The 26,697-nt window shown below is 66.9% G+C and carries 17 protein-coding genes; 12 read left to right on the forward strand and 5 right to left on the reverse strand.

All coding sequences use genetic code 11. From position 1 onward, the window contains the following. Positions 1–2 precede the first annotated feature (2 nt). From ACQHGV_RS04820 to ACQHGV_RS04870, 11 genes are all read left to right on the forward strand, one after another. Entirely contained in the window at positions 3–740 is a 738-nt protein-coding gene (locus ACQHGV_RS04820; protein WP_007404101.1) for a GntR family transcriptional regulator, read from the forward strand. Further along, positions 733–1,773, forward strand: coding sequence for an SIS domain-containing protein (locus ACQHGV_RS04825; RefSeq protein ID WP_440979645.1), 1,041 nt, complete (start codon positions 733–735; stop codon positions 1,771–1,773). The genes ACQHGV_RS04820 and ACQHGV_RS04825 overlap by 8 nt, the downstream gene beginning before the upstream one ends. Beyond that, the gene (gene nagA, locus ACQHGV_RS04830; protein ID WP_440979646.1) at positions 1,770–2,909 is read left to right on the forward strand and encodes an N-acetylglucosamine-6-phosphate deacetylase; all 1,140 of its coding nucleotides are present in this window, start codon (positions 1,770–1,772) and stop codon (positions 2,907–2,909) included. Before ACQHGV_RS04825 ends, nagA begins: the two co-directional genes overlap by 4 nt. Beyond that, the gene (gene galA, locus ACQHGV_RS04835; RefSeq protein ID WP_440979647.1) at positions 2,906–5,809 is read left to right on the forward strand and encodes a beta-galactosidase GalA; all 2,904 of its coding nucleotides are present in this window, start codon (positions 2,906–2,908) and stop codon (positions 5,807–5,809) included. Before nagA ends, galA begins: the two co-directional genes overlap by 4 nt. A gap of 52 nt (positions 5,810–5,861) precedes the next feature. Further along, entirely contained in the window at positions 5,862–8,312 is a 2,451-nt protein-coding gene (ptsP, locus tag ACQHGV_RS04840; RefSeq protein ID WP_440979648.1) for a phosphoenolpyruvate--protein phosphotransferase, read from the forward strand. After that, positions 8,309–10,042 carry an N-acetylglucosamine-specific PTS transporter subunit IIBC gene (gene nagE, locus ACQHGV_RS04845; RefSeq protein WP_440979649.1) on the forward strand — a complete coding sequence of 578 codons (1,734 nt, stop codon included), beginning with the start codon at positions 8,309–8,311 and terminating at the stop codon, positions 10,040–10,042. The genes ptsP and nagE overlap by 4 nt, the downstream gene beginning before the upstream one ends. A gap of 110 nt (positions 10,043–10,152) precedes the next feature. Then, positions 10,153–10,938 carry an IclR family transcriptional regulator gene (locus ACQHGV_RS04850; RefSeq protein ID WP_183951418.1) on the forward strand — a complete coding sequence of 262 codons (786 nt, stop codon included), beginning with the start codon at positions 10,153–10,155 and terminating at the stop codon, positions 10,936–10,938. Positions 10,939–11,111: 173 nt separating this feature from the next. Further along, positions 11,112–12,200: a DUF475 domain-containing protein gene (locus ACQHGV_RS04855; RefSeq protein ID WP_183951417.1), complete on the forward strand. Its 1,089-nt coding sequence runs from the start codon at positions 11,112–11,114 to the stop codon at positions 12,198–12,200. A gap of 62 nt (positions 12,201–12,262) precedes the next feature. After that, positions 12,263–13,054 (forward strand): Crp/Fnr family transcriptional regulator, encoded by a 792-nt coding sequence (locus ACQHGV_RS04860; RefSeq protein ID WP_183951416.1) that lies wholly within the window; start codon positions 12,263–12,265, stop codon positions 13,052–13,054. Further along, positions 13,051–13,242, forward strand: coding sequence for a hypothetical protein (locus ACQHGV_RS04865; protein WP_440979650.1), 192 nt, complete (start codon positions 13,051–13,053; stop codon positions 13,240–13,242). The genes ACQHGV_RS04860 and ACQHGV_RS04865 overlap by 4 nt, the downstream gene beginning before the upstream one ends. Before the next feature lie 81 nt (positions 13,243–13,323). Beyond that, positions 13,324–15,441 (forward strand): M3 family metallopeptidase, encoded by a 2,118-nt coding sequence (locus tag ACQHGV_RS04870; RefSeq protein WP_440979651.1) that lies wholly within the window; start codon positions 13,324–13,326, stop codon positions 15,439–15,441. A 138-nt stretch (positions 15,442–15,579) separates the two neighbouring features. Here the strand turns inward: ACQHGV_RS04870 and ACQHGV_RS04875 are convergent, their stop codons facing one another. Genes ACQHGV_RS04875 through ACQHGV_RS04895 form a run of 5 tightly spaced genes read right to left on the reverse strand, consistent with a single transcriptional unit; the run spans position 15,580 to position 25,443 of the window. Beyond that, positions 15,580–17,658, reverse strand: a complete 2,079-nt coding sequence (locus tag ACQHGV_RS04875; RefSeq protein WP_440979652.1) for a glycoside hydrolase family 97 protein — start codon at positions 17,656–17,658, stop codon at positions 15,580–15,582. Beyond that, the gene (locus tag ACQHGV_RS04880; protein ID WP_440979653.1) at positions 17,655–19,268 is read right to left on the reverse strand and encodes an alpha-glucosidase family protein; all 1,614 of its coding nucleotides are present in this window, start codon (positions 19,266–19,268) and stop codon (positions 17,655–17,657) included. Before ACQHGV_RS04880 ends, ACQHGV_RS04875 begins: the two co-directional genes overlap by 4 nt. Then, entirely contained in the window at positions 19,268–21,061 is a 1,794-nt protein-coding gene (locus ACQHGV_RS04885) for an alpha-amylase family glycosyl hydrolase (protein ID WP_440979654.1), read from the reverse strand. The genes ACQHGV_RS04880 and ACQHGV_RS04885 overlap by 1 nt, the downstream gene beginning before the upstream one ends. Next, the gene (locus ACQHGV_RS04890; RefSeq protein WP_440979655.1) at positions 21,058–22,614 is read right to left on the reverse strand and encodes a tryptophan halogenase family protein; all 1,557 of its coding nucleotides are present in this window, start codon (positions 22,612–22,614) and stop codon (positions 21,058–21,060) included. The genes ACQHGV_RS04885 and ACQHGV_RS04890 overlap by 4 nt, the downstream gene beginning before the upstream one ends. Positions 22,615–22,668: 54 nt before the next feature. Next, positions 22,669–25,443 carry a TonB-dependent receptor gene (locus tag ACQHGV_RS04895; protein WP_440979656.1) on the reverse strand — a complete coding sequence of 925 codons (2,775 nt, stop codon included), beginning with the start codon at positions 25,441–25,443 and terminating at the stop codon, positions 22,669–22,671. A gap of 248 nt (positions 25,444–25,691) precedes the next feature. On the opposite strand from ACQHGV_RS04895, the gene ACQHGV_RS04900 reads away from it, so the two are divergent. Further along, positions 25,692–26,681, forward strand: a complete 990-nt coding sequence (locus ACQHGV_RS04900) for a LacI family DNA-binding transcriptional regulator (RefSeq protein ID WP_440979657.1) — start codon at positions 25,692–25,694, stop codon at positions 26,679–26,681. Positions 26,682–26,697 lie beyond the last annotated feature (16 nt).

Genomic DNA, 26,697 nt, shown 5'->3' on the forward strand with positions numbered 1-26,697 from the left:
CCATGACATTTTCGGCGCAGGTCGGCTCCTTTCGGAAAGGGAACCCCGCGCCGCTATACCTCCAGCTCCAGCAGCTGTTGCGTGATGCGATCACCAACAATGTGCTGGCCGAGGACGATGCCATCCCCGCCGAGCGAGATCTGGCGATCGAATATGACGTATCGCGGATCACGGTGCGCAAGGCGATCGGCGGTCTGGTCGAGGAAGGGCTGCTGACGCGCCGGCGCGGCGCGGGTACCTTCGTCGCGGGGCGCGTCGAGAAGAGCTTTTCCAAGCTGTCGTCCTTCTCCGAAGACATGATCGCGCGCGGTCGCACGCCGAGCAGCGAGTGGGTCAGCCGCGCGCCGGGCATGGTGACGCCGGAGGAGGCGCTGTCGCTGGGGTTGTCGCCGGGCGCGGCGGTCTATCGTTTCCAGCGTGTCCGCTATGCCGATGACGTGCCGATGGCGATCGAGATCTCGACCATCGCCGGCTTCGCGCTGCCCTCGGTCGAGGCGGTGGATCGCTCGCTCTACGCCGCGCTGGAGCGCACGGGCAATCGCCCGGTGCGCGCGCTGCAGCGGCTGCGCGCGGTGCCGTTCGGGGCCGATCATGCCAAGATGCTGGACGTCGATCCGGGCCATGCCGGCCTGTTGATCGAGCGGCGCGGATTTCTACGCGATGGACGGGCGGTGGAATATACCCAGTCCTTCTATCGCGGCGATGCCTATGATTTCGTCGCGGAGTTAACCGATGTCTGAAGTGATGACCGCCGGAAGTGCGGGGACCAGCACCCTGATGGGAGCGGAAGCGGGGGAGGCGCCGGAGGCGATCGCCCGGCTGCTCGCGCGCAATGCGCCGACCGTCAAGGCGCTGGCCGAGCGGCTGCGTGCCGCCCCGCCGCCGGTGATCATCACCATCGCCCGTGGCTCGTCGGATCACGCCGCGACCTATGGCAAATATATCCTGGAGACCAAGACCGGCGTACCGGTATCGTCGGCCGCGCCCTCGGTCGCGTCGATCTTCGAAACGCCGATGAAGGTGCAAGGCGCGTTGGTCATCGCCATTTCGCAGTCGGGGCGCAGTCCGGACCTGCTGGCGACGGTCGAGGCGTATCGCGCGGGCGGCGCGCATATCGTCGCGCTCGTCAACGATGAAGAGTCGCCGCTGGCGACCGGTGCGGACACTTTCCTGCCGCTGTCGGCCGGTCCTGAAAAGGCCGTAGCCGCCACCAAGTCCTGCCTGACCGCGCTGGCGGGTCTGGCGCAACTCGCCGCCGCCTGGGCAGGCGACGAGATGCTGGAGGCTGCGCTGAACGATCTGCCCGGTCAGGTCGAGCAGGCGCTGGGCCTCGACTGGTCCTCGGCGGTCGAGGGGCTGCGTGAGGTCAGCCAGATGTTCGTGCTGGGGCGCGGTTACGGATACGGCGTGGCGCAGGAAGCCGCGCTGAAGCTCAAGGAAACCTGCTCGATCCAGGCCGAGCCGTTCAGCGCCGCCGAGGTTCGCCACGGCCCGATGCGCATCGTCGAGCCGGGCTATTCGGTGCTGGGTTTCGCTACCTCCGACGTGGCGGGTGAGGATGTGAAGGCGGTCGCCGACCAGTTCGCCGCGCGCGGTGCCAAGCCGTTCGTCGCCGGGCAGGGCGGTGACCTGCCGATGGTCGCCGGCCACCCCGCGCTGGAGCCGATCGCGATGCTCGCCAGCTTCTACCGCATGGTCGAGGCGCTGGCGCTCGCCCGTGGCATGGACCCCGACTCGCCGCCGCATCTGCAGAAAGTGACCCGCACGCTATGACCCGTTTCCGTTTCGTCAACGGCCATGTCGCGACCCAGAATGGGGTTCTGCCGGGTGCGGAGATCGTCGTGGACGGCGATCGTATCGCTTCGATCGGCGCGGTGGAGGGTTCGTCGGGCACGATCGACCTGAACGGCGGCTGGGTCGTGCCCGGCTATATCGATACGCAGGTCAATGGCGGCGGCGGCGTGCTGTTCAACGACCGTCTCGACGTGGACGGCATCGCGACGATGGCGGCGGCGCATGCGGCCTATGGCACGACCGCGATGCTGCCGACTTTGGTCAGCGAGACGCCCGACAAGATCGCCCGCGCGCTCGATGCGATCGACGAGGCGATCGAGGCCAAGGTGCCCGGCATCGTCGGCATCCACGTCGAGGGGCCGGTGCTCAATCCGGCGCGGAAAGGCATCCACGACCCGGCGCGCTTCCGCGATCTGGATGAGGAGATGATCGCCGTTCTGACCCACCCGCGCCGTGGCAAGGTCATGCTGACCGTCGCGCCCGAACGCGTGCCGGTCGCCACGATCAAGCGTCTGGTAGACGCGGGCGTGCTGGTCAGCGCTGGGCATAGCGAGGCAAGCTACGAACAGGCGGTCGAGGCGTTCGATGCCGGTCTGATCGGCGTCACCCACCTGTACAACGCGATGCCCGCCATGCAGCAGCGCGTGCCGGGGCTGGCAGGCGCGACGCTCGACGATCCGCGCCCCTTTGCGGGCCTGATCATCGACGGCTTCCACGTTTCCGCGCCGATGCTGCGGCTGGCGCTGAAGGCGCGGCCGTTCGAGAAGTTGATGCTGGTCACCGACGCCATGTCGTCGGTCGGCGCGGTGGAAAAGGACTTTGTCCTGCACGGTCGTCATATCGATGTCTCGGGCGGCAAGTGCACCTATACCGACGGCACGCTGGCGGGCTCGGACCTCGACATGGGGTCGGCGGTCGCCAACGCGGTCGCGCAACTGCGCATCACCGTCGATCAGGCCGCCGCGATGGCCGCGACGCATCCGGCGGCGTTCCTGGGGCTTTCGCATGAGCGCGGCACCTTGGCCAAGGGGCTGCGTGCCGACTGGGTGGTGCTCGACGCCGCGCTCAAGCCGATCGAGACGCGCATCGCCTCGGCGGAGCGCGTGGCGGCATGACGGTCGCGCGCCGGGACCTGCTGCTGGGCAGCGCGGTGGTGGGGCTGGCGGGCGGCATCGCGCCTGTTCCGCTTATCGCCGCCGATCGCCGCCCGGCGGATGGTGCCGGTGCGCTTCCCATGCCTGCTCCCGTCGACCGGCTTCCGTCCGCCTTGCCGGTGCAGGACGCCGCGCGCGTCCTGATGGATCGCGGCTGGCTGTTCCATGAGGGCGATGTCGAGCCGGCCGCGCTCGATACGCACAACGCCACGTACCTGTCGGTCAAGGCCGGGAATGCGCGCGGCGCGGCGGCGGTCGATTATGACGATAGCGACTGGCAGGCGGTCGACCTGCCGCACGACTGGGCCTCGTTCCAGCCTTTCGTGAAGACCGCCAATGTCGCGCAAGGATACCGCCCGCGTGGGATCGGCTGGTATCGGCGCAGCTTCCGACTGGACCCAGCTTTGCGCGGACGGCGGATCGAGCTGGAGTTCGGCGGCATCGCGACCCATGCGACCGTCTGGGTCAATGGCAGCGTCGTTTCGCACAATTTCTCCGGTTATAATGCGGTGCGCATCGACCTGACCCCGTTCGCACGCTTCGGGGACGAGGCCAATGTCGTCGCGGTCCGCGTCGATGCGAATGCGATGGAGGGTTGGTGGTACGAAGGCGCCGGCCTCTATCGCCATGTCTGGCTGGGCGACTATGCGCCTGTCTCGATCGCGACCGACGGCGTGCATTGCGACCCGCGCAAGCGCGATGGCGGCTGGCATGTCCCCGTCACCACGACGCTGACCAGCATCGCCCCCGTCGACGCGAGCGTCACGGTCGAGGCGCGGCTGCTCGATCCGCAAGGCAGGCTCGTGGCGCAGGGGCAGGCGCAGGCGGCGGTCACGTCGCTGGACGAGGGCAGCGCCACGCTGGACCTGTCGGTGGCCGACCCGATGCTCTGGTCGGTCGAGCGGCCGACGCTCTATACGGTGCATGTCCGGGTGCTTCGCGACGGACAGGTGGCGGATGAGCGCCGCGTGCCGATCGGCTTCCGCACGCTCCGCTTCGATGCAGGCCAAGGCTTTTTCCTCAACGACCGGCCCGTCAAGCTGAAGGGCGTCTGCCTGCATCAGGATCATGCCGGCGTCGGCACCGCGATCCCCGATGCGCTGATCGGTTGGCGGTTGGAGCGGTTGAAGGCAATGGGCTGCAACGCGGTGCGCTCTAGCCATAATGCGCCAACGCCCGAGCTGCTCGACTGGTGCGACCGGCTGGGCCTGCTGGTGATGAACGAGAACCGGCAGTTCAATCCCGCGCCCGAATATCGCGCGCAGCTGGAATGGCTGGTCCGGCGCGACCGCAATCATCCCAGCGTCATCATGTGGTCGGTCTTCAACGAAGAACCGATGCAGGGCACGCCCTCGGGCGTCGAAATGGTGCGGCGCATGGCGCACTGGGTCCGCGCGCTCGACGACAGCCGTCCGGTGACGGCGGCGATGAACGGTGCGTTCTTCGATCCGGTCAACGTCGCGCAGGTCGTCGATGTGACCGGGTTCAACTATTATCAGGGTGACTACGACCGCTATCACCAGCGGAACCCCGATCAGCCGATGACCAGCTCGGAGGACACCAGCGCCTTCATGACGCGCGGCGCGTTCGAGAGCGATCCGGCGCGCCATATCGCGTCGAGCTATGATGTCGAGGCGGCGAGCTGGGGCGACACGCACCGGGGTGCGTGGAAGAAGATCGCCGAGCGCGCCTATGTGGCGGGCGGGTTCGTCTGGACCGGCTTCGACTATCATGGCGAGCCGACGCCCTATGAATGGCCGACCATCGCGAGCTTCTTCGGCATCATGGATCTGTGCGGTTTCCCGAAGGTCGCCTTCGACATCCACCGCGCCGCCTGGGTCGACGACGCCCCCGTCGTTGCCATCGCGCCGCACTGGAGCTGGCCGGGGCGTGAGGGCAAGCCGACCAAGGTCATGGTCCTGTCCAATGCCGAGCATGTCGTGCTTCGCCTGAACGGCAAGACGGTGGGCGAGGCGGCGGTCGACCGGCTGATGGGCAATGAGTGGACCGTGCCGTATGCGCCGGGCCGGATCGAGGCGATCGCCTATCGCGGCGGCCGCGAAGTCGCCCGCGCGGCGCACGAGACGGTCGGCGCGCCAGTCGCGCTGCGGCTGACCCCGGCGCGCACCGTGATGGCGGGCGATACCGAGGATGCGCAGGCGATCACCATCGATGCCGTCGACGCCAAGGGGCGCCACGTCCCGACCGCCAATCTGATGACGCGCTTCACCATCGAGGGCGGGGCGATCATCGGCGTCGGCAATGGCGATCCCAACAGCCATGAGCCCGAGAAAGGCAACCAGCGTTCGCTGTTCAACGGCTTGGCCCAGATGATCGTGCGGCCGGATGTCGGGCGCGGGCGCATCACCATTCGCGCCGTCGCCGATGGGTTGAAGCCCGCCAGCTTGCGGCTCGACCGGCTGGGCGTGCCCCCGCGCGCGCAGGTCGCGACGGTGCCGGCCGAAACCGATCTGCGCGACTGGCGGCGCTCGCCCCGGTTCGACACCAGGCCGGCGGCCGATCTGGCGCCGGCGGCCAGCGACAATAATGGCTGGGCCTTTGTCCGCGCCGGTACGCCCACCCCGGCGGAGCCGGCCGGCTGGCGGCTGTATCGCACCGTGCTGACCCCGCGTCGGGCGGTGGCGGGGCGCGGCGGCGAGCTGAGCTTTGCGCAAGTCAGCGGCATGGCCAGCCTGTTCGTCGACGGGCAATTGGTCGCGGAGAAGCGCGATCCCAAGCCCGGCCCTCTGACGGCCACGCTACCGGCGGGCGAGGGCAAGCGAACGATCGCGCTGGTCGTCGCGGGGCTGGGCAATATCGAGAGCGGTCTGATCGGCCGCGTGACGGTCCGCCCGCGCTGAGACAGCGGGGCCGTTGCGGAGAGGAATAGCAGTTTGGCGAGAGTGACGTGCGATGAGTGACCTGACCATTTATGCCCCGCTGGCGGGTTGGGTGATGCCGCTGGCGCAGGTGCCCGATCCGGTTTTCGCCGAAAAGATGCTGGGCGACGGGATCGCCATCGACCCCGTCAACGATGTACTTTGCGCGCCGTGCGATGCGACCGTGCTGACCGTGCATGAGGCGGGTCATGCGGTGACGCTGCGCAGCACCGACGGCTATGAACTGATCTGCCATATCGGCATCGACACCGTGTCGCTCGGCGGCAAGGGGCTGACGCCGCAGGTGCAGGCGGGGGCCAAGGTGCTGGCCGGCCAGCCGCTGATCCGCTTTGATCTCGACCATCTGGTCCGGGACGCGCCGGCGGTCGTGACCCCGATCATCGTCGCCGATGCCACCCGCTACGGCGTCGAGCCGATCGCATCGGGCGTGGTCGCGGTCGGCGATCCGCTGCTCCGCGTCGTGCCGCTGGCGGTGGAGACGGCCGAGACGCAGGTGGTCGGCGATACGCTGATCGAGGAGACGGTCGTCGCCTTGTCGCATGGCCTGCACGCCCGTCCCGCCGCGCGGCTGGTCGAGGCGGTGCGTCGGCACGAGGCGCAGGTCACGCTGTATCATGGCGATCGTCATGCCTCGGCCTTGAGCGCCGTCGGGCTGCTTGGCCTCGGTCTTGGCCATGGCACGACCGTGCGGATCGAGGCGACCGGCCCCCAGGCCGCCGCCGCGATGGCCGAGGTCATCGCCTTTCTGAACGATGCGACCGTCGAGGAAGGGCCGCGCGAAGCCCCCGAGCCGGCGCGTGGCGACGGGCCTGGGCTGGGCGGTGTGCCCGCCGCACCCGGTCTGGCGGTGGGGCCGATCCACCGGCTGATCCGCGCGGCGATCCCGGTCGAGACGGTCGCGGACACGCCCGAGGCGGAGCGTCACAAGCTGACCGACGCGCTGGCGCATGTTCGTGAGGAACTGGTGCTGGCGGCGGCGGCAGGTGGTGCGCGCGGTGGCGTGATGGCCGCGCATGGCGCGATGCTGGCCGATCCCACCCTGTCGGAAGCGGCGATGGCGGGCGTCGGCCGGGGTCTGAGTGCGGGCGTAGCGTGGCAGGAGGCGATCGCCGAGCAGGTCGCGGTGCTGGTGTCGAGCGGCGACCGCCGCATCGCCGAGCGTGCCGACGATCTGCGCGATCTGGAACGCCATGTGCTGGCCGCGCTGGCCGGCCTGCCGATCGAGGGGCCGAGCGTCCCCGCCGGTGCCATCCTCGTCGCCGAGGATTTGTTGCCCAGCCAGGTCGCCGCGCTCGACGCGAACGTCGTCGCCGGCATCGCGCTGGTCAAAGGCGGGCCGACCTCGCACGCCGCGATCCTGGCGGCGGGGACGGGGCTGCCCATGGCGGTCGCGTTCGGCGAGCCGCTGGCGGCGCTGGAGGACGGTCGCGTCATCATACTCGACGCCGATCGCGGCCTGATCGACCCCGAGCCGGATGCCGAGGTGCAGCACGGCGTCCGTGACACCATCGCCCGCCGCAAGGCCGAGATGGAGGCGGCACGCGCCTCGCAGGGACCATGCCGCACGGCGGATGGCACCCGGATCGAGATGTTCGCGAACCTCGGCTCGGTCGCGGATGCCGAGGCGGCGGTGGCGGAGGGCGCGGAAGGCTGTGGCCTGCTCCGCACCGAATTCCTGTTCCTGGAGCGCGCGACCGCGCCGACCCGCGACGAACAGGCACAGGATTATCAGGCGATCGCCGATGCGCTGGGCGACCGGCCGATGATCGTCCGGCTGCTCGATGTCGGTGGCGACAAGCCCGCGCCGTACATGGACCTGCCCGTCGAGGAGAATCCGGCGCTGGGTCTGCGCGGCATTCGCGTGTCGCTGGCCGATCCGCAATTGCTGGAGGATCAGGTGGCGGCGATCCTGGCGGTGCGCCAGCCATGCCGGATCATGGCGCCGATGGTCGCCAGCCTGTCCGAGCTGGAGTCGGTGCGCGACGTCGTCGAACGCCAAGGTGGCAAGGCGGAGGTCGGCGTGATGATCGAGACGCCCGCCGCCGCCATTTCCGCTGATATTCTCGCGCGTAAGGCCGACTTCTTCTCGATCGGTACGAACGATCTGACCCAGTATACGCTGGCCATGGATCGCGGCAACGCGGCGGTGGCCGCCGGGGTCGACGGGTTGCATCCGGCCGTGCTGCGGCTGATCGGCACGACCTGCGAGGGTGCGGCCAGGCATGGCACGCCGGTCGGCGTCTGTGGTTCGCTGGCCGCCGATCGTCTCGCGGTGCCGATCCTGCTCGGCCTGGGCGTGACCGAATTGTCGGCGCCGCCCGCGCGGGTCGCCGCGATCAAGGCGCTGGTCGGCAAGCTCGACCTTGCGCGGTGCCGCGCCGTGGCGGCGGAGGCGCTGGAGCTTCCCTCGGCGGCGGCGGTGCGCGCGTATATCACCAAGATGCTTCAGGAGATCGGCGCATGAGCTCGCCCATGGCCTCGCTTCAATCGCTCGGGCGGGCGCTGATGCTGCCCATTGCGGTCCTGCCGGTGGCGGGTCTGCTGCTGCGCCTGGGCCAGCCCGACATGCTCAACATCGCCTTCATGGCGAATGCGGGCAATGCGATCTTCGACAATCTGGGCCTGCTGTTCGCGGTCGGCGTCGCCACCGCCTTTGCCCGCGATGGCAATGGCGCGGCGGCGCTGGCGGGGATCACCTGCTATCTCGTCACCATCAAGGGGGCTGAGACGCTGGTCGTGCCGCCCGCCGGCACAGGAGCGGGGCTTGCCAAGGACATCGCCGCCACCGTCGATGCCGCCTGGCGGATGAAGGCGGTCCACCGTTTCGACGTGCCGGTCGGCATCGTCGCCGGCCTGATCGGCGGCAGCTTCTACAACCGGTTCGCCACCATCAAGATGCCCGAATATCTGGCGTTCTTCGGCGGCCGGCGTTTCGTGCCGATCATCGCGGGTCTGGCGGGCCTCGGGCTGGCGGGGCTGCTGGGCCTCGCCTTCGGGCCGGTCAATGCCGGTGTCGATGCGCTGAGCCAGGGCGTCGTGCAGGCCGGCGGGCTCGGCCTGTTTGCGTTCGGCGTGCTCAACCGCTTGCTGATCGTCACCGGGCTACACCACATCCTGAACAACGTCGCCTATTTCGTGGTCGGCGATTATCAGGGCACGACCGGCGACCTGCGCCGCTTCTTCGCGGGCGACCCCACGGCGGGCGCGTTCATGAGCGGGTTCTTCCCCGTCATGATGTTCGGCCTGCCCGCCGCCTGTCTCGCCATGTATCATGAAGCGCTGCCCGAGCGGAAAAAGGCGGTCGGTGGCATGCTCTTCAGTCTGGCGCTGATGTCGTTCCTGACCGGCGTGACCGAGCCGATCGAGTTCAGCTTCATGTTCCTGGCGCCGGTCCTCTACGCCTTCCACGCGATCCTGACGGGTCTGGCGGAAGCGTTGATGAACGCGCTGGGCGTGCGGCTGGGCTATGGCTTTTCGGCCGGGCTGTTCGACTATGTGCTGAACTTCGGACAGGCGACCAAGCCGCTGCTGCTGGTGCCGGTGGGCGCGGTCTATGCGGTTCTGTATTACGCCGTGTTCCGCTTCGCTATCCGTCGCTGGAACCTCCAGACGCCGGGCCGCGAGGTCGAGCCGGCGGGCGAGAGCGTCGCCGAGGGCGAGCAGCCGGTCGTCGAGGGCGGGCGCGGGGCGTCCTTCGTCTCGGCGATGGGCGGCGGCGCCAATCTGGCCGAGGTCGCCGCCTGCACCACGCGTCTGCGCCTGATCGTCAACGATCCCGCCATCGTCGACGAGCCGGCGCTCAAGCGACTGGGCGCGCGCGGCATCCTGCGGCCCTCGCCGACAGGCGTGCAGGTGGTGCTGGGGCCCGTTGCCGACACCGTCGCGATGGAGATGCGCGCGGCGATGGCGGCCGGGCAGGGGCAACGTATCATCAGTCCGGTCGCGCCCGCATCGTCGCCGACGCCGGCGGTCGCGCCGACGGCGACCCCTTCGGCCGCGACCTTGCCGGATGCGCTGTCCGCCTTGCTGGGCGGGGCGGGGAATATCCGGTCGGCCACGCCCCATGCCGGGCGCTGGCGGGTGGAGTTGCGCGACACCGGGCTGGTCACGAAGGGGACGGCGCCGGGCGTGCGCACCCTCGCGATCCGCGATGGGAATATCGCTCACATCCTGATTGATGAACCGACGTCGTAGTCAATATATATCAACTTGATGCCATTTGGCCGTTGGATGTAATCCGGGCCCGGATTTTTCCGATAATGGACCGGTGCGGGCGACCGCTCACAGGATGACGGAGGGGTTGCTTGATTACGGAGTCGACGGAGGTATCGGAAGACAAGCGGCTGTACCGCGCGCCGGCACTGGAAAAGGGGCTCGATATTCTCGAGCTTCTATCGGCGGAGGAAAATCCGCTGACGATGAGCGCGATCGTCACCCGGCTGGGCCGTTCGACCGGCGAGCTGTTCCGGATGATCCAGGTGCTGGAGCATCGCGGCTATGTCCGCCAGGGCCCCGATGGTTATGTCATGACCGAGCGGCTGTTCCATCTGGGCTTGAAGCGGCCGCCGGTGCGCAGCCTGATGGAACAGGCGTTGCCCGAAATGCGCCAGCTGGCGGATCGGATCGGCCAGTCCTGTTATCTGGCGATCCCCTCGGGCGCGTCGTCCTCGGTCATCGCGCGGATGGAGGCGAGCACGACGATCGGCTTCTCCGTGCGGGTCGGCTATCGCCGGCCGCTTTATGAGACCCCCTCGGGGCTGGTCCTTTATGCGGGTCAGACCGATGCGGTCCGGCGCGATTGGGAAGCCTTGTTCCATCCGCCGCTAGACGATGCGGCGCGCACCGCCCTGATCGCCCAGGCGGACACCGTCCGCGCGCAGGGTTATGCGCGCGGCGAAAGCCCGGAAATGGCGGGGATGGTGGAACTGGCCACGCCGATCCGACGCGGGCAGCGTACCTGTGCGGTGCTGACCGTGCCGTTCATCCGCCTGACCGACGCGATGGTGAACGAAGACGAGGCGCTGGCGCAGGCGCGGATCAGCGCCGAGCGGATCAGCGAGCAGCTGTCGGGCAACGACGTCGGCGTCTGACCCCGCCGTCACGCCGGCCGCGCGAATGTACCTCATGTCCGCCGGCTTGCCTTGTCGGCATCCCCGACGATAGAGCCGCCGATGATTGAACAAATCATGGCGGTGCGGGCTTTACCGTCCACTTGCCGGAGTGCCGGCCACCGGGCCGGAAAAGCGTACAGGGGGTCAAGCCGATGCTGCTGAAATATTATAAGGGTTCATTCCTTTTCACCGGCATCTGCCTGGCGATCGCGGCGTGGCTGGGCTTTCAGAGCACGGGCACCTTGCCCGGCACGCTCGGCGTGTTGTGGATCGTGCTGGTCCTGGGCGTGCTGGAGGTGTCGCTGTCGTTCGACAATGCGGTGGTCAACGCCACCGTGCTGCGCGACATGGACGACAAATGGCGCCGGCGCTTCCTGACCTGGGGTATCCTGATCGCGGTCTTCGGCATGCGGATCGTCTTCCCGCTCGCGATCGTGGCGATCGCGGCGCATATGGGGCCGATCGAGGCAATCAAGCTCGCCGCCGGCGATCCGGTCCGCTACGAACAGATCATCACCTCGGCCCATGTCGGCATTTCGGGCTTCGGCGGCAGCTTCCTGGCGATGGTCGGCCTGAACTTCTTCCTCGACGACGAGAAGGAGGAGCATTGGCTGTCGATCATCGAGCGTCCGCTGGCTGCGCTGCGCGAGATTTCGGGGCTGGCGACGGGCATCGTCCTGCTCGCCCTGTATGGCATCTCGCAGTTCATCCCCGCCGAAGAGGCGATGACCTTCATCACCGCCGGCATCTTCGGCCTGCTGACCTATATCGCGGTGCATGCGATCGGCGTGCTGCTGGAGGGCGATGGCGACGCGGCGACGGGCGCGGCGGCCAAGTCGGGCTTCGCGGCCTTCCTGTATCTCGAGGTGCTGGACGCCAGCTTCTCGTTCGACGGGGTGATCGGTGCCTTCGCATTGTCGAACAACCTGTTCATCATCGCGCTCGGCCTCGGCATCGGCGCGATGTTCGTGCGTTCGATGACGATCATGCTGGTCGATAAGGGCACGCTGACCCAGTATCGCTATCTCGAGCATGGCGCCTTCTACGCCATCATCGCGCTGGCCGCGATCATGCTGCTGTCGGTTCGCTTCGAGATTCCCGAGACGATCACCGGTCTGATCGGCGCGACGTTGATCGGTCTGTCCTTCTGGGCCTCGGTGCGCAGCAATCGCAAGCATCCCGACCAGGCGCTGGCGAGTGCCGATCCGGTGCAGCCGACCGGCAAGTCGGTCGGCGCCTGATCCGGAACCGTTGCCGCCACGAACGATTACCCTTTTCGTAACGCTGGCGAAAAGGACTGCGCATGCCGACATCGGCGATCGATACCCTGGAGGGTGACGCGTTCGTATCCAAGCCGCTTCGGCATACGAACCTGTTCCTGAAGGGGCGCGGGCGCGAGGCGATGACGCCCGACGACATGGCGGTGCTGGAGGACAGCGTCGCCGACGTCATCGCGATGCCGGCGCGCAAAATCGTCATCCGCCGCGACGAGCGGGTGCGGTATAGCAGCCTGCTGCTCGAAGGTGTGATGTGCCGGTACATGGACGATCGTCAGGGCAACCGGCAGATCGTGGCTTTCCATGTGCCGGGCGATTTCGTCGACCTGCACGCCTTTCCCATGCGCTATCTGGACCATGACGTCGCCACGCTGACCCCGGTGCGGGTCGCGACCGTCGGTCATGACCGGCTGGAGTCCATCCTGCAGCATCGGCCCCGGCTGACGCGCATGCTGTGGTTCTCGACGCTGCTCGATGCCGCGATGCACCGCGAATGGGTGTTCCGCCTCGGCCGGCTGGAGGCGGACGGGCGGGTCGCGCATCTGTTCTGCGAGCTGCACGAACGGCTCGCGATGGTCGACCTGGTGCGTGACGGCATGTTCCGCTTTCCCGTCACCCAGATCGATCTTGCGGAGGCGGCGGGCATTACGCCTGTCCATCTCAACCGCGTGCTGCGGTCGCTGCGCGAACGCGGGCTGATGACCTTTCGCAGCGGCGAGGTCCATATCCTCGACCCCAAGGCGCTCCGCGCGCTGGCGGACTTCGATTCCGGCTATCTCTTCGGCGGTGGTCCGGCGATGAACGAGAAGGGCGCATGAACACGCCGTTCCGCTCGTCGCCGGTCCATGCGGATCCGGGCGTCGCCACCGCCGAACAGGGCGTGGTGATGCTCGATGGCCCCAATGGGGTCGCGGTGGCGATGACCCCCTTTGCCGCCGAAGCGACGGGACAGTCGCTGATCGCGGCGGCGCGGACCGCGCGCGAACAGCCGGACGACGCTTCCTGACGCTCGGGGAGTGGGACAGAAGACTTTACCCGTTTGCGCCGGGGCCTATGATGACGCCCGTTTCATGAACGGGAGTTCGCCTTGCGTCATCTCTACCTCGCCGCTGGTCTTGCGGCGCTTCTGAGCAGTTCCGTGCTCGCCGGTCCGCCCCAGGCCGCGCAGGCCCCAGCGACCAACCCGCTGATCGCCCCCTGGACCGGCCCCTATGGCGGGGTGCCGCCCTGGGACAAGGTGAAGCCCGAGCTGTTCCCGGCCGCGTTCGAGGCGGCGCTGGCCGAGCGTCGCCAGGACTATGAGCGGATCGCCAACAATCCGGCCAAGCCGACCTTCGCCAACACCTTCGTTCCGATGCAGAATGCCGGGCAAACGCTGAACCGCGTGATGACGCTGTTCGGGGTGATGACGGGCAATATGAATACGCCCGCCTATCAGGCGCTGGACCGTGAATGGTCGCCCAAGCTGTCCAAGGCGTCGGACGAGATCACCTTCAACCCCAAGCTGTTCGCCCGGATCGACGCGATCTACAAGGCACGCGACACGTCGGGGCTGGACGCGCAGCAGAAGCGGCTGGTCACGCGTACCTATGACAGCTTCGTCCGGCAGGGTGCCAAGCTGACCCCTGCCCAGAAGGAGGAACTGTCCGCCTTCAACCAGAATCTGGCGATCAACTTCAGCGAGTTCTCGCAGCGGCTGCTGGCGGACGAGGGCACCGCGATCATCGTCACCGACGAGGCGCGGCTAGCGGGACTGCCCGACAGCGTGAAGGCGGTCGCCAAGGCGGCGGCGGTCGAGCGCGGGGTACAGGGCTGGGCGATCGTCAACACCCGCTCGGCGGTCGATCCCGTCCTGACTTTCGGCACCGACCGGGCGCTGCGCGAGCAGGTGTGGCGTGCCTTCACCAAGCGCGGCGACAATGGCGACATCAACGATACCAAGGCGACCATCGCCCGCATCGTGCGCCTGCGCGCCAACCGCACACATCTGCTGGGCTTCAAGACCCATGCCGACTGGCGGATGCAGGACACGATGGCCAAGACCCCGGCCGCCGCGATGGACCTGATGATGCGCGTCTGGCCGGCCGCCAAGGCGCGCGTCGCCGAGGAGGTCCGCGACATGCAGGCCATTGCGGATAAGGAAGGCGCGAAGATCACGATCGAGCCCTGGGACTATCGCTTCTATCAGGAGAAGGTCCGCAAGAGCCGCTACGACCTCGATCAGGCCGAGTTGAAGCCCTATTTCGAGCTGAACAACATCATCCAGGGTTCGCTCTATGCCGCGAACCGGCTCTATGGGCTGGAGTTCAAGGAGATCACCGGCACGGTGCCGGTGTTCGAGCCGAACATGCGCGTCTGGCATGTGACGCGGAATGGCAAGGAAGTCGGCCTGTTCTACCGCGATGATTTCGCACGGACGGGCAAGCGTTCGGGCGCATGGGCGAACACCTATCGTGGCCAGCGCAACCTGCCGCCGGTGCAGAATGTCCTGTCGTCGAACAACAACAACTTCGCCAAGGGTGCGAAGGGCGAGCCGGTGCTGATCAGCCTGGACGATGCCGAGACGCTGTTCCACGAGTTCGGCCACGCGATTCACGCGATGCTCCAGAACGTGACCTATCCGGGGCTGGCAGGCACGCCGCGCGACTTCGTGGAATATCCCAGCCAGGTGAACGAGCATTGGCTGCTGACCCGCGACGTGCTCGACAAGTACGCGCGCCACTACAAGACCGGCCAGCCGATGCCGCAGGCGCTGCTCGACAAGATCAAGGCATCGGAGACCTTCAACCAGGGCTTTGCGACGACCGAATATCTGTCGTCGGCGATCGTCGATATGAAGCTGCACACCATCCCGGACGGGATCGTCGATCCGGCGGCGTTCGAGGCGGCGACGCTGAAGGAGATCGGCATGCCGAAGGAGTTGGTGATGCGGCACCGCCTGCCGCAGTTCAATCACCTCTTCTCGTCGGACAGCTATTCGGCGGGCTATTACAGCTATCTCTGGTCGGAGACGATGGACGCCGACACCTTCGCCGCGTTCGAGGAAGCGGGGAGCCCGTGGGACAAGGCGACGGCGGACCGCTTCGCGCGTATCCTGCTGTCGACGGGGAATGAGACCGACCGGGCAGAGGCGTATCGTGCGTTCCGGGGTCGCGATCCGGATGTGAACGCGCTGCTCAAGCAGCGGGGCTTCCCGACGAAGTAACAAACCCAGTCCTCCCCAAGCTCTGCTTGGGGAGGGGGACCATCGCGAAGCGATGGTGGAGGGGCGAGGGGTGAATGCCCCTCCACCACGCCCTGCGGGCGCGGTCCCCCTCCCCATCGGAGATGGGGAGGATTGGGTTTACAGCGCCTTCAACCGGATCGCCTGGCCACCACCAGGTGCGAGCGACAGAATGAGGGTGTCGCCCTTCTTGACCCGCTTGGTCTCGAACGCGATCGAATGGCGCGCGTCGGTCGCATAGGTCGCGCCAGGGCCATCCTTATAGACCTGCGCTTCATAGGACTTGCCCGGATCGAGGAAATCCAGCGTGACGGTCAGCTCCCGCGCATTCTCGTCGGTGATCGACCCGATATACCAGTCGCGACTCTTGCGGTCCCGCCGCGCGAAGGTGACGTAATCGCCGACCTCGCCGTTCAACACGCGGCTATCCTCCCAGTCGACCGGCACGTCCGCGATGAAGCGGAAGGCCTGCGGATATTTGGCATAATTCTCGGGCGTGTCGGCCGCCATCTGCACCGGCGAGTAGAGCACGACATAGAGCGCCAGCTGCTTGGCGATAGTCGACTGGATCGGGCTATTGTCGCTGCCGGTCAGGCTCAGCACGCCCGGCGTGAAGTCCATCGGCCCTTCCAGCATCCGGGTGAAGGCCAGGTTGACCTCATGCTCGGGCGGGTTCTTGCCCGGCCAGGCGTTATATTCCATGCCCCGCGAGCCCTCGCGCGCCAGCCAGTTGGGATAGGTGCGGCGCAGGCCGGTGTCCTTGACCGGCTCATGCGCATCGATCGACACCTTGTACTTGGCGGCGGCCTCCAGCACGCGCAGATGGTGGTTCACCATCCACTGGCCCTCATGCCACTCACGGGCGACCGAGCCGTCCGCGTTCACCCGCTCGATCTGGCCCGCATCGGCGACATAGCCGGTCTTGACGACATGCTCGCCATGATCGGCGGCGAATTTGAAGGCCGGGTCGAACTGGCTCTCATAATGGCTGACCGCGCCGCCCGTCTCGTGATGGCCGATCAACGAGACGCCTTTCGACTTCGCATATCTGGCCAGATAGTCCGCGTCGAAATCCTCCGCCGGGGTCGCGAACTGCATCGCCGAGCCATTGCCCGCCCAGTCGCCGTCCCAGCCGATATTCCACCCTTCGACCAGCACGCCCGGGATGCCGTATTTGGATGCGAAATCGATATAGGTCTTCACATTGGCGGTGGTCGCGCCGTGACGCGGCCCGCGTGCCCAGCTCCATTCGCCCTTGATCATCTTCCACCACACGCCGACGAACTTGCCCGGCTTTACCCAGGATACGTCGCCCAGCTTGTTGGGCTCGTTCAGGTTGAGCATCAGATGGCTCATGTAGAGCCCGCCCGCATCGGGTGCGATCAGGAAGGTGCGCCACGGAGTCGTCCACGCACCCGTCTTCACGACCTTGGGCGCGCCGGAGCCGGGGGTGAGCACCGCCTTGAAGCTGTTCCCCTCGGTCTTCATCACCGCCATGCTGGCATAGTCGACCAGTGCCGCCTCATGAATGGCGATATGGGTGCCGTCGTCCAGCTTCATGGTGATCGGTGTCGCCGCCGTACCCACCGCCCCGATGGCTGTGCGGTTATAGAGATATTCCTCGCGGTTCCAAAGGAAGGCGGGCTTCCACCAGGCGGTGCCGCCTTGGGCGATGTTGAACTCGGTCAACTCCTCGGCGATGTTGGCGTGTGGAAGCGCCTGCTGCTCGGGAAATTCGTAGCGGAAGCCGACGCCGTCATCCTGCACCCGGAACACCACGTCATAGCGGCGATGGAGCGCGCTCGACTCCATCAGGCGGACGCGCATCTCGCGGTGATTGTCGCGGATGGTGCGCCACTCGCCCCAGGGCTGGGTCCAGCTGGTGTCGGACTTGGCGTGCGACACGGACTCGATCTTCAGCCCCCGCTCGATCTTGGGCGCGTCGGTGAACATCATGCCCAGTCGCGAGGGCGCGACGATCGCCTCGCCGCCCCGCGCGATCATATAGACCGCGCGACCGTCATTGTCGGTCGACACCTGCACGGTGATTTTGCCGTCCGGCGAAGTTTCGATCGCGTCGGGCTGTCCGGCGGGCTTGGCGAATTTGAACGTCTCGTTGACCGCCGGATCGGCGGGGCCGTTCTGGGCCTGGGCGGCGCTGGCGATCAGGCCGAGCCCGATGGCAATGGTCGTCTTCATGCAGTCATCTCCCGGATCGCCGCCGCGAACGCGCCCAGGCGTTCGTCGGTGGCGCTATTGATCTGGACCAGCACCCGCCCACCGCGTGGCAGGGCAGGGGGCAGGGTCACGGGCGTGTCGCCCAGATTGAACAGGCAGAGCAGCCGCTGCTCGCCCTCGCGCCGCTCGAAGGCGAGCAGCTGGTCGTCGGCGTGGAGCAGCGTCAGGTCGCCGACCGCCAGCGCGAGCGTCTCGGCCCGCAGGCGGACGAGGCGGCGGGTGAGGTTCAGCAGCGAGTCCGGGTCGCCGTCCTGCCGGTTGACCGCCAACGCGGCATGGTCCGGCCCGACCGGCAGCCAGGGCTCTGCGTCCGAAAAACCACCGTTGATCGCGTTGCTGCTCCACGGCATCGGCGTGCGTACCCCGTCGCGCGACAGGGTCAGCGGCCAGTTGGCGATCGCCTCCGGGTCGACCAGCCGCTCGAACGGCACATCGACCTGGGTCAGCCCCAGTTCCTCGCCCTGATAGACAAAGGCGTTGCCGCGAAGCGACAGCAGCAACAGCATCTTCATCCGCGCAAAGGCGTCACGATGCTCGGGGCTGGCCCAGCGCGAGACGGCACGCGGCGCGTCATGGTTTTCGAACGCCCAGCTCGGCCAGCCCATCCCCGGCTCAGCAGGCCATTTCGCCAGCGCCTCGGCGACGATGCGCGGGGTCAGCCGGTCGGCATAGAGGAAGTCGAAGCCATAGGCCGTGTTCAGCCGGTGGTCGCCGGCGGTGAACAGCTTCATCTCGCGATCCGCCTCGTCGCCGCCGACCTCTGCCACGGTGAAGCGGTCGCCATATTCCTCCAGCGTCGCGCGGATACGCTCCAGGAAGGGCACGATGTCGGCATGGCTCTGATTGTAGAGCTTCAACTGGAAGTCGAACGGCCGGGTGCGCGTCTTGCCCGTGTCCGGCGCGGGCGGGTTATCGCGCATCGTCGGCTCGTGCATCATGAAGTTGATCGCATCCAGCCGGAAGCCGTCCACGCCCCGGTCCAGCCAGAAGCGCGCGGTTGCCAGCAATTCGGTCTGCACGTCCGGATGATGGACGTGAAGCTGCGGCTGTTCCTTCAGGAAATTGTGCAGATAATATTGCCCGCGCCGCGCGTCCCAGGTCCAGGCGGGGCCACCGAACACCGACTGCCAGTTGGACGGCGGCGAGCCATCGGGCTTGGCATCGGCCCAGACATACCAGTCGGCACGCGCATTGGTGCGGCTGGCGCGGCTTTCGGTGAACCAGGGGTGCTCGTCGGAGGTGTGGCTGTACACCTGATCGATGACGACCTTCAGCCCCAGCTCGTGCGCGCGCGCGACGAGCGCGTCGAAATCGTGAAGCGTGCCGAAGATCGGATCGACGTCGCGATAGTCGGCGACGTCATAGCCGAAATCCTTCATCGGCGAGGTGAAGAAGGGCGACAGCCAGATCGCGTCCACGCCCAGGCTGGCGACATGATCCAGCCGCGCGGTGATACCGGGCAGATCGCCGATGCCATCGCCATTGCTGTCGGCGAAGCTGCGCGGATAGATCTGATAGATCACCGCGCCCTTCCACCAGGGGCGGGCGGCGGTGGGGATGGTCTTAGTCATCAACGGCTCTCCGCCGCGCAGACGGCATAGCCGAAGGCGGGCAATTCCAGCATCAGGCTCCCCGGCGCGGCGGCGCTGGGCGCGCAGGTTCCGGCCATGGTTGCGAACCGCTCCGATGCCGTTTCGACCTGCACGGCCTGGGTGAGCGGCTTGGCCGAGGTGTTGAAGGCGATCACATATTCGCGACCCGTGGCGGGATCGAAGCGCGATACGGCGAACAGCCCTGGCGCATCGCCGCGCGCGCGGATCACTTGCCGACCTCGCGTCAGGGCGGGGTTGGCGGTGCGCAGACGGGCGAGCGCCGCGATCTCGCGATAGAGCGGGTGGGTGGGGACAAAGCTGTCGGTCGCGGTCGTCTTGGACGTGCCGACCAGCTTGTTGTCGTTATAGCTCGCGACCTTGCTGGCGAACATGTCCTCGCGCGCATCCTGGTCGTTGCCGTCGCCCGCAAACCCCTGTTCGTCACCCGAATAGATGGTCGGCACGCCGCGCAGGGTCAGCAGCATCGCATGGCCTAGTTCGACCCGCTTCAGGATTTCGTCGTCCGAGGCGTTCGGGTTCGCCAGGCGAACGTCGCGCGCGAACCGGCCATGGTCGTGATTGCCAAGGAAGGTCGGGAGGATGTCCGCCGTCGCCTCGCCCTTGGCATAGAGCACATCGCCCTCGAACAGGTTGGAGAGGACGCGCGTCGGCTTGTTCTCGGCGACCGTCTGGATCACCGCGTTCATGAAGGCGAAGTCGAGGACTGCCGGATAGTCGGCGATCTTGGTCCAGCGCGCGAGATAGCCCGGCTCCATCCCCGCCGTCACCTCGCCGAAGATGTGGAAGTTGGGGATGCCCTTGGCGCGCGCGCGATCGAGCATGGCGGGCACGAAACTGCGCCAGAATTCGGGGTTCACATGCTTGGCGGTGTCGATGCGGAAGCCATCGATGCCGAAGCGGTCGATCCAGCTGCCATAGATGTCGATCATCCCCGCAATGACGCGCGGGTTCTCGGTATAGAGATCGTCCAGCCCGGAGAAATCACCGGTGGTCGAGCTTTCGTCCTCGAACGTCGTATTGCCGCGATTGTGATAATAGATCGGGTCGTTGAGCCAGGCGGGAGTCTTGGCGTTCTTCTCCGCCACCGGGACGTAGGGCGTGTAGGCGTAATTCGGATCGGTCAGCTTCGTGAAGTTCGCCGCTGTCGGCACATCGTCGCCCAGAAAGCCCGGATTGATCGCCGCACCCTTCACGCCGCCGCGCCGCTGATAGGGATAGGTTGCGCGGTCGCGGTACGGGCAGGGCGACCCTTCCGCGCATTCGTGATACTGGATCACGTCGGCGGTGTGGTTGACGATGATGTCCATATAGACCTTCATCCCCCGGCCATGCGCGGCGGCGATGAAGGCGCGCAGATCGGCTTCGCTGCCCAGATGCGGATCGACCGTGGTGAAGTCGGTTATCCAGTAACCGTGATAGCCCGCACTCTCCTGGCCCTTTGCACCCTGCACAGGCTTGTTCTTGAAGATCGGCCCCAGCCAGATCGCGGTCGCACCCAAGCCTTGGATATAGTCAAGCCGCTGGGTCAGCCCCTTCAGGTCCCCGCCATGATAGAAACCCTTGTGCGTCGGATCGAAGCCGGTGGTCAGCGGCCCGCCCTTCAGCCCGCCGCGATCATTGGCGGTGTCGCCATTCTCGAAACGGTCGGGTAGGACGAAATAGATCACCTCGTCCTGCGGCAGGCGCTGGCGATAATCCTGTGCGGCGAGCGGCGTGGCGGTCGCGAGCAGGGCGAGCAGCAGCTTTTTCATGCGAAAACCTTCGGAGCAGGCGCGGCGCAATGCGCGGCGAGGAAGGCGTCGTGCGTCGGCAGCCGGCTGGCCACCTGCGCGGCGTGACGCCGGGTGAGGCTGAGGAAATCATCCAACTCGTCGGCCGACAGCGCATCGGCGAGGGCGTGATGGCCGACGGGCAGGATGCCCTGTCCGATCATCACCTGCGCCCAAGCAGGCTCGGCGAAAAGTTCGTCGCCCTCGCGCTGGATACGGCCATTGGCCCGGAACAGCGCAATCCGCGCGGTGAGGCTGTCGGGCAGGGGCACCGCGCGGCGCTCGGTCCAGAACGGCTCCGCCCTGGCATTGGCGTGGTAATGCAGGATCAGGAAGTCGCGGATGCCCAGCCATTCGGTCTCGGTCAGGCGGTTATAGGCATCGACCTCGACCGGCTGGAGCGTCGACCCCGGCCAATAGTCGAGCAGCCGCGCGATCCCCGACTGGATCAGATGGATGCTGGTCGATTCCAGCGGCTCCAGGAACCCCGCCGCCAGCCCCAATGCGACGCAATTGCCCACCCAGGCGCGCCGCCGCCGCCCGGTGGTGAAGCGCAGCAGGCGCGGATCGCCGATCGCCTCGCCATTGAGCGCGCCGAGCAGCCGGTCGGCGGCCTCGTCGTCCGAGAGATGGCGGCCGTCATAGACCAGACCGTTGCCGGTGCGATGCTGGAGCGGGATACGCCAGCGCCACCCCGCGCCGTGCGCGATCGCGCGGGTATAGGGGGGCAGGGGGCTGGTCCGCTCGCCCGGCACCGCCAGCGCGCAGTCGCACGGAAGCAGCTCGGCCCAGTCGTCGAACGGCTCGGCCAGCGTCTCGCCGATCAGCAGCGCGCGAAAGCCGGTACAGTCGATGAACAGGTCACCCGCCTCGCGGTGGCCGCCTTCCAGCATGACGTGGTCGATCCGCCCGGCGGCGTCGCGTGCGACGGAGGCGATCTTACCTTCGATCCGCACCACGCCCGCACCTTCCGCATGGCGGCGCAGCAGAGCGGCATAGAGGCTGGCATCGAAATGATAGGCCCAGGCCAGACCGCTGGGCAGGTCGGGCCGGCCGGGGTCGGGGGCGAAGCGGCCCGCCATCGCGGCCTGCGCGCTCGCCATATGGGTCCAGAGCGAAGCCGGGTTCGCCGCCCCGCCGCCGCGCAGCCAGTAATGATGGAACGGCACCAGCCCCAGGCCGCGCCCGATGCTGCCGAAGGCGTGGAGATAGCCGCTGCCCTCACCCGACCAGCCCTCGAACCGGATGCCCAGCTTGAAGCTGCCATTGGTGGCGCGGAGGAATTGGGCTTCGTCGAGGCCGAGCATCTGGTTGAACAGGCGGATACCGGGGATGGTCGCTTCGCCCACCCCGACCGTGCCGATCGCATCGGATTCGATCAGGGTGATGCGGGTCGAGGCGGGCACGAACCGCGCCAGTGCCGCCGCCGCCATCCATCCGGCAGTGCCGCCACCGACGATCACGACGCGCTGTGTGACGGCTGCCTGTGGGATCGCGGGCCTTGCGATACGGTCTGTCGAAGGGGCGGCGTCCATGCGGCGTCTCACGAAATCCCGCGCCGATCATCGAACCGGCGCGGGGTAGGGGCATCAGAAGCGATAGGTAAAGCCGGCCAGGAAGCGGCGGCCATAGCTCTGATAATCGATCACCTGCTCACGGTTTCCGCCATTGGTGGTGATGAACGGCGTGTCGGTCAGATTCTGGCCCTGCAGGAACAGCGACAGCCCCTTGAACGTGCCCTCCTGGAAGTCATAGCCGATCTGGCCGTCGACGATCGTCTCGTCGATGGCGCGGCGGCGGACGCGGTTGGCGCCGAAGCCCGACAGCTCGCCCACGAAGGTCGAGCGGTAGCGGACCGAGCCACGGATGTTCAGGCCCCATTTCTCGAAATAGGCGGTGCCGTTGGCGACCCAGCGCGAATAGCCGGGAATGTCCTCGGGCTCGCCGCCCGGCGTCGGCGTGATCTCGGTCTTGGTGTACGACCCGCCGCCCGTCAGGCCGAAGCCGTCGAGGAAGTCGACCACCTGACCCAGCGGCAGCGTACCCGCCAGCTCGACACCATAAATCTTGCCGCCGGTGCCGTTGATCGGCCGGGTGATGCGGCCCTGGTTCGGGATGCCGGCGGGAAGTGCGGCGGGCAGGGGCAGGCCGGTATAGTCATAGGGCTGCTCAAGATTGTAAACGAAGCTCTTGAGATCCTTGTAGAAGCCCTGCGCCGCCAGATAGCCGCGCGTGCCGAAATACTTCTCGACGGTGACGTCGAACGAGTTCGACCGGATCGGACGCAGATACGGGTTGCCGCCATTGCCGGAGATGATGCCCTGCTGCGCATCGAAGCCATAGGACAGGGCGACGCGCATGTCGTCGAAGCGCGGGCGCATCATCTGGCGCGCCGCCGCCACGCGGAACACCCACTCGCTGGGCAGGCGCAGCGACAAATTGGCGCTGGGCAGGATGTCCCAGTAATCGTCGCCTTGGACGATGTTGGTATAGCCGGTGCCGTTATAGATCAGCCCGCGCGACTTCTGCTCGGTGCCGACCGCCTGCACGCCGATATTGCCGGTCAGCTCGGCCGTGCCCAGCTGCGCCTTCAGATCGGCCTGGAGATAGGCGGTCATCAGGTGCTCGGTCGTGGTGTACGCCTTGGCGGGCACGTCGGGGCTGGCGTTGGGCGTTAGGGTGATGACCCCGCCCGCTAGCAGCGCGCGCGGATCATAGCTGAGCATCGGTCCCAGACCCAGATAGGTCAGGTCGGTCGGCGCTTGGCGATATTGCTGCGGCAACGGCGCGATGGTGGCGCCCCCGGGCAGGGTGACGAACTGCTCATTGGGGCTCAGCGACTTGGAATGGTCGGTGTAGTTCAGCCCGAAGCGCAGCGCGCTGACGATCGGCGTGGCGACCTCGCGCTCGATCTCGACGCGGTACTGCTTGATCTCGTCGGTGACCTTGCGGTCGTTGAAATAGCCGGTCTGCCGCGTCTGGCCGCCCCAGCCCAGCGGATCGGTGAGCTGGATCAGGTTGGGATCGGAATAGTTCAGCGTCGGCTTGAAGACGGTGCCGTTTCGCCCCGTCGTGAAACCAATCGTATCGGTCGCGCCGACGCCCTGGCCGTATCCGGTGCCGCTATAGGTCTCCAGCGTGATCTCGTCGCGATCGGTGCGCGAGTAGCTGAGGTCCAGCATCGCGCTCCAGCCGTCATCGCCCTTATACTTGCCGTTATAGCCGAACGAATAGAGCTTGGCCTTGCGCTGGAACGAGTCGTTGCGGATCACGCCTTCGACATTGTTGAAGGTGCCCGAGGTGACCAGGCCGTTGGCGACGACCGGGTTGGTCAGCGACGTGCCCGAACCCCAGGCCAGCGGCAGTTCGATACCGCGCTTGATCTGGTCGTCGTTGAAGTCGGAATAGAAGCCGTCGAGCGTGCTGGTGAAATGGTCGCTCATTTGCCACTGCACCGTGCCCGAAAGGCCCAGTCGCTTCAGCGTGGTCGAGGTGACATAGGATTTGGAGCCGCCGATGACCTTCGCCGGCTGGCCGCCGACCGTGGTGTCGGCATAGCCCCAGGCATTGCCTTCCTGAATCTGGTATGGTTCGTTGAGATAACTGGCCGACAGCGCGACGCCGATCGTGTCGTCGGCGAACTGGTCGACATAGGTCGCGGTCGCGCGATAGCCGAAGTCCTTCGATCCGGCATTCAGCTTGCCGATATCGGCATAGGTGCCGCGCGCGCCGACCGAGAAGACACGCTTGCCGTAATCGAGCGGCCGGATGGTCTTCAGGTCGACGGTGCCCGACAGACCCTGGCCGATCAGCGCGGCATTGGCGGTCTTGTAGATCAGGACCTGATTGACGACTTCGGCCGGATACTGGTCATATTCGACCGCGCGGTTGTCGCCGGTCGAGGTCTGCTCGCGGCCGTTCAGCAACGTGGTCGAGAAATCGGGCGCGAAGCCGCGGATCGAGATGGCGTTGGAGCGGCCGTTGACGCGCTGCGACGTGACGCCGGGCAGGCGCGCGATCGACTCGGCGATCGAGGCGTCGGGCAGCTTGCCGATATCCTCGGCCGAGACGGACTCGACGACCAGATCGCGGTTCTTCTTCTCGGCGACGGCGTTTTCCAGCGCGGCGCGGAAGCCGGTGACGACGATATCGGTGCTGTCGGCTTCGCCCTGCGCTGGCGTCTGGGACTGGGCGGCGGCGCCGTCATTGGGGTTGGCGCTGTCGGCCGTTTTGGCCGCCGGATCGGGCACGATCGCATAATTCTGCGCGGCGAGCGGCGCGGCGATGACCAGGGCCAGCGTGCTGGCGCCGAGCTTCAGGAACGAGCGCGCGGCATCGGCCGGCGCCACAGGGCGAACCGTCATGAAATCCCCTCCAGGAAACCCCGCCTTCTTTCAAGGGACGGGTATGGTTGTTGGCGCTTTCTGTGAAATCGATCGCGGCAAATGCCAATCAACCCGCATACGTATTCAATGCGGCCGTTTCGGTCTGTTGCATTATTACGACAGGGTGCATGCCCAACCCGGATCGGTCATACCGGAGGGCATTCGCACAGGAGGATGCCCGAGCCGTGGTTGGCCAGAGAAAGCCCACATCGTTCGATATCGCGCAAATGGCCGGCGTCTCGCAGCCAACGGTCAGCCGTGCGCTGCGGGGCAGCCCCTCGGTCAGCGCGGCGACGCGCGCGCGGATACAGGCGATCGCCAAGACGCTGAACTACACGGTCGATCGCGCCGCCTCCAACCTGCGCAGCGGGCAGACGCGGACGCTGGCGCTGCTGCTGTTCCGTGATCCTTCGCCCGGGCGGACGCTGATCAATCCCTTTTTTCTCGGTATGTTGGGCTCGATCATGGAGAGCTGTGCGGAGGTCGGATACGACCTGCTCGTCTCCTTCCAGAATGTCGAGAATGACTGGCAGGCCGATTATGAGGACAGCCACCGCGCCGACGGGCTGATCCTGCTCGGCTATGGCGATTATGCCGATTACCGCGAACAGCTCGACCAGCTGGTCGCGCGCGGCACGCATTTCGTGCGCTGGGGATCGGTGGCGCCGGGGCAGCCGGGCCTGACCATCGGTTGCGACAATCATGCCGGCGCGCTGGCGGCGACGCGACACCTGATCGCGCAAGGACGGACGCGGATTGCCTTTCTGGGTGACGCGACCGATCATTATCCCGAATTCCACGATCGCTATCGCGGCTATTGCGATGCCTTGGCCGAAGCGGGGCTGCCCTGCGACCCCATGCTCCAGGTCGGTGCCATCTCCAGCGAGGAAGCGGGCGAGCGCGCGGCGCGCGCGCTGCTGGCGCGCGGCGTCGCATTCGACGGCATCATGGCGGCGAGCGACCTGATCGCACTCGCCGCGATGCGGGTGCTGGCCGAGACGGGACGGCGCGTGCCCGCCGATGTCTCGGTCGTGGGTTTCGATGACATTCCCGCCGCCAGCTTCGCACATCCGCCACTGACCACGGTCGTGCAGGATGCGGCGGCGGCGGGCCGACTGTTGGTCCGGGCGCTGCTGGCGGAGATTTCGGGCAAGCCGACTACCGCGACGTTGCTGCCTGCGACCTTGGTCGTGCGCGGATCGAGCGTGCGGCCCTAATCACAACGATAAGAAT

The sequence above is a fragment of the Sphingomonas pseudosanguinis genome, assembly GCF_052056765.1.
GTDB classification, from domain to species: Bacteria; Pseudomonadota; Alphaproteobacteria; order Sphingomonadales; family Sphingomonadaceae; genus Sphingomonas; species Sphingomonas pseudosanguinis.